The organism is Marinilabilia rubra (genome assembly GCF_003121985.1).
GTDB classification, from domain to species: Bacteria; Bacteroidota; Bacteroidia; order Bacteroidales; family Marinilabiliaceae; genus Marinilabilia; species Marinilabilia rubra.
Window position 1 is genome coordinate 84718 of sequence record NZ_QEWP01000018.1, and the last position, 6702, is coordinate 91419.

The 6702-nt window shown below is 38.8% G+C and carries 8 protein-coding genes; 3 read left to right on the forward strand and 5 right to left on the reverse strand.

Features of this window, described 5'->3' with window-relative positions; translation table 11 throughout:
• Nucleotides 1-68 precede the first annotated feature (68 nt).
• The gene (locus DDZ16_RS17065; RefSeq protein WP_109265700.1) at nucleotides 69-1031 is read right to left on the reverse strand and encodes a TolB family protein; all 963 of its coding nucleotides are present in this window, start codon (nucleotides 1029-1031) and stop codon (nucleotides 69-71) included.
• A 95-nt stretch (nucleotides 1032-1126) separates the two neighbouring features.
• Nucleotides 1127-1702 (reverse strand): hypothetical protein, encoded by a 576-nt coding sequence (locus DDZ16_RS17070; RefSeq protein ID WP_109265701.1) that lies wholly within the window; start codon nucleotides 1700-1702, stop codon nucleotides 1127-1129.
• 578 nt (nucleotides 1703-2280) lie between these two features.
• On the opposite strand from DDZ16_RS17070, the gene DDZ16_RS17075 reads away from it, so the two are divergent.
• A complete protein-coding gene (locus DDZ16_RS17075) occupies nucleotides 2281-2493 on the forward strand; it encodes a hypothetical protein (RefSeq protein ID WP_109265702.1) in 213 nt (70 codons plus the stop codon).
• 115 nt (nucleotides 2494-2608) lie between these two features.
• Here the strand turns inward: DDZ16_RS17075 and DDZ16_RS17080 are convergent, their stop codons facing one another.
• From DDZ16_RS17080 to DDZ16_RS17090, 3 genes are all read right to left on the reverse strand, one after another.
• Entirely contained in the window at nucleotides 2609-3676 is a 1068-nt protein-coding gene (locus tag DDZ16_RS17080) for a serine hydrolase domain-containing protein (protein WP_109265703.1), read from the reverse strand.
• 290 nt (nucleotides 3677-3966) lie between these two features.
• The gene (locus DDZ16_RS20920; protein WP_198416756.1) at nucleotides 3967-4353 is read right to left on the reverse strand and encodes an acyltransferase family protein; all 387 of its coding nucleotides are present in this window, start codon (nucleotides 4351-4353) and stop codon (nucleotides 3967-3969) included.
• A gap of 17 nt (nucleotides 4354-4370) precedes the next feature.
• Nucleotides 4371-4970: an ankyrin repeat domain-containing protein gene (locus DDZ16_RS17090; RefSeq protein WP_109265704.1), complete on the reverse strand. Its 600-nt coding sequence runs from the start codon at nucleotides 4968-4970 to the stop codon at nucleotides 4371-4373.
• A gap of 232 nt (nucleotides 4971-5202) precedes the next feature.
• Here DDZ16_RS17090 and DDZ16_RS17095 point away from each other — a divergent pair, with 232 nt between their 5' ends.
• Nucleotides 5203-6387, forward strand: coding sequence for a helix-turn-helix domain-containing protein (locus tag DDZ16_RS17095; RefSeq protein ID WP_198416757.1), 1185 nt, complete (start codon nucleotides 5203-5205; stop codon nucleotides 6385-6387).
• Between the two features lie 11 nt (nucleotides 6388-6398).
• Nucleotides 6399-6602 (forward strand): hypothetical protein, encoded by a 204-nt coding sequence (locus DDZ16_RS20925; RefSeq protein ID WP_198416758.1) that lies wholly within the window; start codon nucleotides 6399-6401, stop codon nucleotides 6600-6602.
• Nucleotides 6603-6702: the final 100 nt, after the last annotated feature.

Below are 6702 nucleotides of genomic sequence, written 5' to 3' on the forward strand. Positions count from 1 at the left end.
AACCATAAACACCCCCCCTTTTGTAAACTAAAGCCAGGCTTAACAAAGCATTGAAAAAAGAAGGGGCTTCACTCAAATTTAACCTGCTCCCATCCTGTCCGGTAAATATTCCCCATACCATTGAGCACGCCTTCGGCAAATACCTCTAAATCCCCTACATTTTGCAAATGCTTTGGGCCAGATTGATGTCTGTTACTGGTGAAATAGAAGTTACCCCGAGGATAATCAATAAAAGGACAAAAATCCAGGCTGCCAGTATTTATCGCAGGTCCCATATTCCTTGCAGGCAACCAATTTCCCTGCTCATCTTTGCGACTGATGTAAAGGTCACCACCACCCATGTCATCTTCTCTTCCGTAAGACCCAAAAACAAGGACATTTTCATCGGGGCTTACATAAGCGTTGTATTCATAGGTAGCACTGTTTATAGCTGTATCCAACGGCTCCGGATCCAGGTAATCTCCATTGGAATACCTGCTGAGAAAAATATCTTCGGTTCCAATGCCATTTTCGAGGGTAGCCGTAAAGTAAAGATTATTGTTTTTACTGAGTGAGGGATAGAATTCATCACTGAGCGTATTAATATTGGTCGGAAGTGCCTCAGGATCTGCCCATCCCTCCCCCTCTTTTTCGGACACCCAGATGTTATAGTCACTCCGGGTTGAATCTCCGAAAATTGGTCGGTTGGAGGCAAAATACAGTTTTCCTCCATCCACTGAGAAAAAAGGTTCTATGTCATGATAACGCCCCGAAAAACTCAAAACCTCCTTCTCTCCCCAGCCATCTTTGGTTTTTCGAATGCTTACAAGGCAACGATGAATTTGCTGATAATCGTTGAGTGTGAAAATAATCTCATTGCCATCAGGCGAAATGGCAATATCTCGCTCGTAAAGATGAGTTGAAATGGTTCCCTCAGCAAAGAGTTCCACTTTTTCAGGAACTTGATTAAGATCAATAGGGTCTGGATTAATTTTTTCTAAATGGCATCCTGCAAAAAGGACAGACAGAAAAAGGGCGAACAGAGATCTCATTTTAATTAATTAAAGAAAGTTCAAATAAGTATTTCAGAAGAAAGATCTAACCTGAATATTCATGAATTAATCAGGCTAAAAGGCTTCTTCTATGTCTATTTCCAAATATTATACGGGGCTTCTTCTCTTTGTTCGTGTGATTCCAACCTGTAGATGGATTGCCACAACAATCTTGACTCATCCACCTCAATAATAACTTTGTAAAACCCCTTTTCCAAATCCGACAAATCAAACATAAGCATATTCGCTTCTCTCATATCAATTTTTTTTCGTACACTAATAACTCCTAAACCTATCGTATCCAAAGCATTGCTTTCAAAGTGTTCGTCAAAATCAAATGTTTGATAATTCGTAGAAGGTTTTCCGGGAACAATCCAGGCAGAGGTAATTTCTGATGATGAATAAACAGTAAGGTAATCAATTGTTGGATTGGGATACATTTCAAAATTCACATCATGGCCAATAGTCCCGTCATTGCGGTGCTCAACTTCTTTTCCTGAATCGCTGGGATTACCAACAATACTAAATATACCTTCAAACTCATCAACAATTCTCAAACCTGTTACTAATTGCAAATCATCGGGATATAAAGGAAAATGATCATTCTCTTTGTCACACCCAGACGACAATAAATACGAGAAGAAGAACAATAATAGAATCTCTTTTTTCATAAATGTTTCATTTTTCAATATTATAAATGATCGTAATTTCTGAGGTTTCGAAAACGCATTAAAATCTATGTTATAAATCTTATTGGAAGCCTTTTTTATGGAATCCTCTTCCCTTTAACCGCCAGCAATAAAAAGTTTCCCTTCTTAACAATGTAGCTCCGGAAGGTTACAAGCTGAAAAAATCAGCAGCAAGATGAATGTAAGTTTCATTTTTTCAGGGTGAAGTTGTGAATCAATTTATGAGTAAAAATAGTTGAAGGGGGCCCTCAATAATTATTTGTCCTTTCAAATTTAATAATTTTCCGGTGTAATATTTGACATTATCGGTCGAAAACAGATAACGCCGAACCCTCCAAATCGTAAATTTCACTCTTCAATCACCTCAGGTATTGAGGATTTAGAAATAGAAGGGTTAAGTAATGACTGTATTTGAAGCGCCCCGGAATTGACTAAAACCCAAATTCAACCTTCCTTAACCAATATAAAACACACTGTCTTTCAGATAACTTCATCATTCTATAATACTTTTGTGATAAACAGAAACAATCTTTCACCTGTTTGAATATAAAAAAGCCACCATGGACAAAGCCTTAATTATTGAAGATGACAAAGATATTTCGGATTTATTGTTGATCCATCTATCGGATATGGACCTGGAAGTCCAAAAACTCTCTCATGACAGGCAGCTCTTCCCTATCGAGCTCCACAAAACCAATCAAACCTCCGTCACGACAGAAACCGCAGAACAAACATTAAAAGATTCACTCATCAATAGATGGTTAGATTTTTAGATAAAAGATTTAAGACAAATCCTATAACGTTGATAATCTGTTTATTGATGCAACCACCACGAAATTTACAAGCAATTAAACATTAGGCAAATACAAGAGTTCAACGGATTATTGCTCATGACTTCTGAATTTTATAAGCTTTTCCCCTTCTCACTATTTTCACAATACGCCTATACATTATTTCCGCTAAATTCCAGTCATATCCATCAAAGTTAGTTGTATTATTAAACTGAATCACAACGGTATCAATATCTTTATGGTATTTGGCAATGCTTTGATAGCCGGGCATCAGACCCGTATGGTTGTACACGTAGATGGAAGAATAGATTTCCTGTTCGCTTTCTTCAAACAGTGAACCATCGTTTAATGCCCTCAGGAATATGCCTACGTCTTCGGCGGTGGCAATCATTGAGGTAAGTTTTGAGCCATATTCAGAATCCTTTATGTCCTCCTCAATGCCAACGTAATAGCCACTCATTACATCGTCGATATTCACTTCATGAGCCGAGCCAAAAGTGTTTTTGAGTCCGAGAGGGGTCAAAATTTCCTCCCTGATAAATTCGAATTTTCTCATTCCCGTCACTTTTTCAATGAGTTCGGAAATCAACAAATAATTGGTGTTAGAATACCTGTACTTTTTACCTGGTTCAAAGTCAGCCGGTAAATCGAGTACCAATTCAAGCGCATCATTACTGTTTTCTGGTGGGTTTGACCAAAAGTTGGGGGTATCAGTTAAATTAGGAATCCCACTCCTGTGCTGCACCATCATTCTCAGGGTGATTGTTTCGGCATTTTCAATTCTTCCCACCAGTTCGGGAAAGTAATCGGCGAGCGCTTTATCCAACGACAAACGCTCGTCATGCACCAGCCTGGTGATGGCAACAGCATCGTATAACTTGCTGATGCTTGCAATCTTGAATAAGGCTTGTGGGTGGGCAGGAATTTTATTTTTTCGGTCATGCCAGCCTGCGGCATAAAAGGCAGGTTCTTTTCCTCCCTGGTCCACATAAACAACTATTCCATCAAATCCATATTTAATACCTTTATCAAGTTGTTCCTGAACAGTATCGGGGAGTGGAGCTAATAACGCTCTTACCAAAATCCATGGTACGAAAAACAAAGAGCTTATACTTGCAATAATAAACATGATTCTGAGTATTCGTTTTGTTTGTTTCTTTTTCATTTTAATAAATATTATCAGGAGGGTTTAGGTCTTATAACACACTATAAAACGGTCACTTTTCAATTTTGTTGAATTTATATTTTAGTCCAAACAGAGGCCTCAGGAAACCAATTCTTCTTATCATGAATTCATAAATGATAAAGCAAATGGCAAAGGTAAAAGCTGTTATACTTACGAATTTCACAAAAGCCGGCATTTCCATCGGCAAAATGATTACAGCACCAGCGTATAAGGCAAACATGTGAACAATATACACAGGATAGGCGGCCTGGCTTAAGTAATTCAGCACTTTACCCGAAATGCCCGACATGAGGATAATAGCTTAATGGCAAATTGTAATATTTCTGAAAAATCAGAAAGTGAAGTGGTGCTATGGCGACGATCCCGAAAATTAAGGGAATCAGAATTCGCTTCGTACGCTCAGAAATTAACTGTCGGAAGTTTCGTTTTTTCATGGCAAAAAATAACCCCATGCCCGAAACATAGAATAAAAATGGAATCCGCCATATGTTTAGCATAGTCATGAGTTTCCATAAATTTTCTATGGGTTCATCGCTTCTAATGAAGCCAATGAACATGGCCCACGGTTGAAAAATAATGGCGATGTGATAGATCAGTAAGAGCCCAATAGCAACCACCCGCAACCAATCGATATCGTGTCTTCTTTCTTTTGTCATTTTAGTAGTTAATTTAATTACTGCAACATCATTGCAATGACCGGGCGGGTTATTTCCAGGTCGTTCAAATCAAGTTTGAGACCAAGTGGCTCTAATTGTTGCTGGATCATCTCATAGACAGGCTTCATTTCAGCAAATGGCCCTGTAACAGATTCTCTGGCAGTTGCTCTACGGTTATTTTCTATGGTTTTGTCGGCCCCGCCATCAATGAGCATCTGCACAATTTCAATACGACAAAAGAATGCGGCAGCATGTAAGGCTGTTGATCCTTCATTATTTTTCAGGTCCAACTCTGCATTCGCATCAATTAATGCTTTAACAATATCTGTTTTGCCGAAGGTTGCAGCAGTAATTAAAGGCGTTGAACCACTCATTTGATCTTTCATATTGATATCGGTTCCTGCTTCAATATGTTGTTTTACGATTTCGAGGTTGTCGGATATGATTGCTGTTAGAATGTCAATTTTTGGCGTCTCTGTTATGGACTTGACTTTTGCATTTTTTTCCGACTTAGTACTATCGCTTCCACCTGATGGAGCGCATGCATTTGTTAGTAAAAGGATAATGAACGAAAAGTTTACCAACATTTTTAAAGGATTAATTTTTAATGATTTCATGATTTTAAATTTTAATATTTGACATTAGAAAATTGTTTTACAAAGATGGAGCATTCGTAAATGCAAAGCCTAAAAGGGATGCAGCCAAAAGTGTCAAGTTTGAGCAAGGCATAAAAAATATGACGCACAAATAACACATTTGAAGCAAAAGGCCTTTTTTAATCTTTCTGAGAATTGCCAGTTTGTATGCATTTGCATAAATTTATTCTCTTTGGTTTTAATAAGAATCAGGATGTCGAAATCATCAATTTTTGGATCAGGCTTTATTGAAAAGGCAGAAGCGGTTATTCTGGAAAACATTTCGAAAGAACAATTCGGAGTTTCTGAAATGGCTGAACTTATGAATATGAGCCGTTCCAGTTTGCTTCGAAAAATAAAAACGCAAACTAAGCTTTCTGCGAATCAATTTATTCGTCAGGTTCGCCTTAACAAAGGTATGGAGCTGCTTAAACAGGACACATTGACAGTTGCTGAGATTTCATATCAGGTAGGCTTTGGGAACACTTCCTATTTCATCAAATGTTTTCGGGAACAATATGGGTATTCACCCGGTGAGGTAAGAAAAGGGAAATTGCCGGATGAAGATGTAGCTGTTCAGGTCAGGTTTTTAAGTAAATACAGATGGCCCCTTTTTGCAGCCGTGTCTCTAATCGTAATCGTCCTGTCCGTCTTGCTTCTTCCTAAAAAAAGCACAGTTCCTGCTGATATTGACAAATCGATTGCTGTATTACCTTTCAAAAATGAAAGCAGCGATTCTTCAAACCTGTATTTTGTTAACGGGCTCATGGAAACCACCCTGAACAACCTGCAGAAAATTGGAGACCTGCGTGTCGTTAGCAGAACCTCGGTTGCGAAGTATGGAAATACGAACAAAGCCATTCCTGAAATTGCTGAAGAACTCAATGTAAATTACATTGTAGAGGGTAGCGGACAACGGGTTGAAAATCAGATTCTACTCAATATCCAGTTGATTGAGGCTTCAACTGACCGCCCTGTTTGGGGTGAGCAATACAGTCGTGAATTGGGTGACGTATTTACGCTTCAGAATGAAGTAGCCAGGAAAATCACAGATGCCATTGAAGCCGTTGTGACACCTGCTGAAATGAGTCAAATTGAGAAAATACCCACTGAGAATTTAGAAGCTTACGATTATTACCTCAAAGCGCTTGAACCTTATTACAGCCGAACCAGGGAAGGTTTGGAACAGGCGATTTCCTTATTTAAGAAAGCGATTGAAAATGATGAACAGTTTGCACTGGCCTATGCCAATATTGCCATATCATATTACTTTCTCGATATAAACCAGAAAAAAAACAACATACCGAAAGCATCAACAATTATGCTGATAAGGCCCTGCTTTACGATTCCAGATCTGCTGAAAGCCTCATTGCCAAAGCGCTTTACTATTTACAAATAGAGGAGTACCAATTGGTCTTACCACATCTTGAGAAAGCCCTGGAGTACAATCCAAACTCAGCAGCGGTGGTTCAGATGCTTGCCGATTTATATGCCCGTGCCATTCCAAATACACGCAAATACCTGGAGTACGCGTTAAAAGGCATTCAACTCAATGTGGCAGCCAATGATTCCATCACCCAGATTTACATCGTAAGCCTTCGGCCTCCCACGTAATGTAAAAGTAAGAATTTTTCCCAGCCCGGGGGTGCCGGTCTGGGAATTAGATTTTTCCAAGTTCTACTGGAATCTCTTAGAATTTATTGGAATCAGTTGG

Excerpts from the sequence above, each read along its gene's own strand:
- DDZ16_RS17065 (WP_109265700.1), bottom strand. The coding sequence starts at position 1,031 with ATGAGATCTCTGTTCGCCCTTTTTCTGTCTGTCCTTTTTGCAGGATGC.
- DDZ16_RS17070 (WP_109265701.1), bottom strand. The coding sequence starts at position 1,702 with ATGAAAAAAGAGATTCTATTATTGTTCTTCTTCTCGTATTTATTGTCG.
- DDZ16_RS17075 (WP_109265702.1), top strand. The coding sequence starts at position 2,281 with ATGGACAAAGCCTTAATTATTGAAGATGACAAAGATATTTCGGATTTA.
- DDZ16_RS17080 (WP_109265703.1), bottom strand. The coding sequence starts at position 3,676 with ATGAAAAAGAAACAAACAAAACGAATACTCAGAATCATGTTTATTATT.
- DDZ16_RS20920 (WP_198416756.1), bottom strand. The coding sequence starts at position 4,353 with ATGACAAAAGAAAGAAGACACGATATCGATTGGTTGCGGGTGGTTGCT.
- DDZ16_RS17090 (WP_109265704.1), bottom strand. The coding sequence starts at position 4,970 with ATGAAATCATTAAAAATTAATCCTTTAAAAATGTTGGTAAACTTTTCG.
- DDZ16_RS17095 (WP_198416757.1), top strand. The coding sequence starts at position 5,203 with ATGTCGAAATCATCAATTTTTGGATCAGGCTTTATTGAAAAGGCAGAA.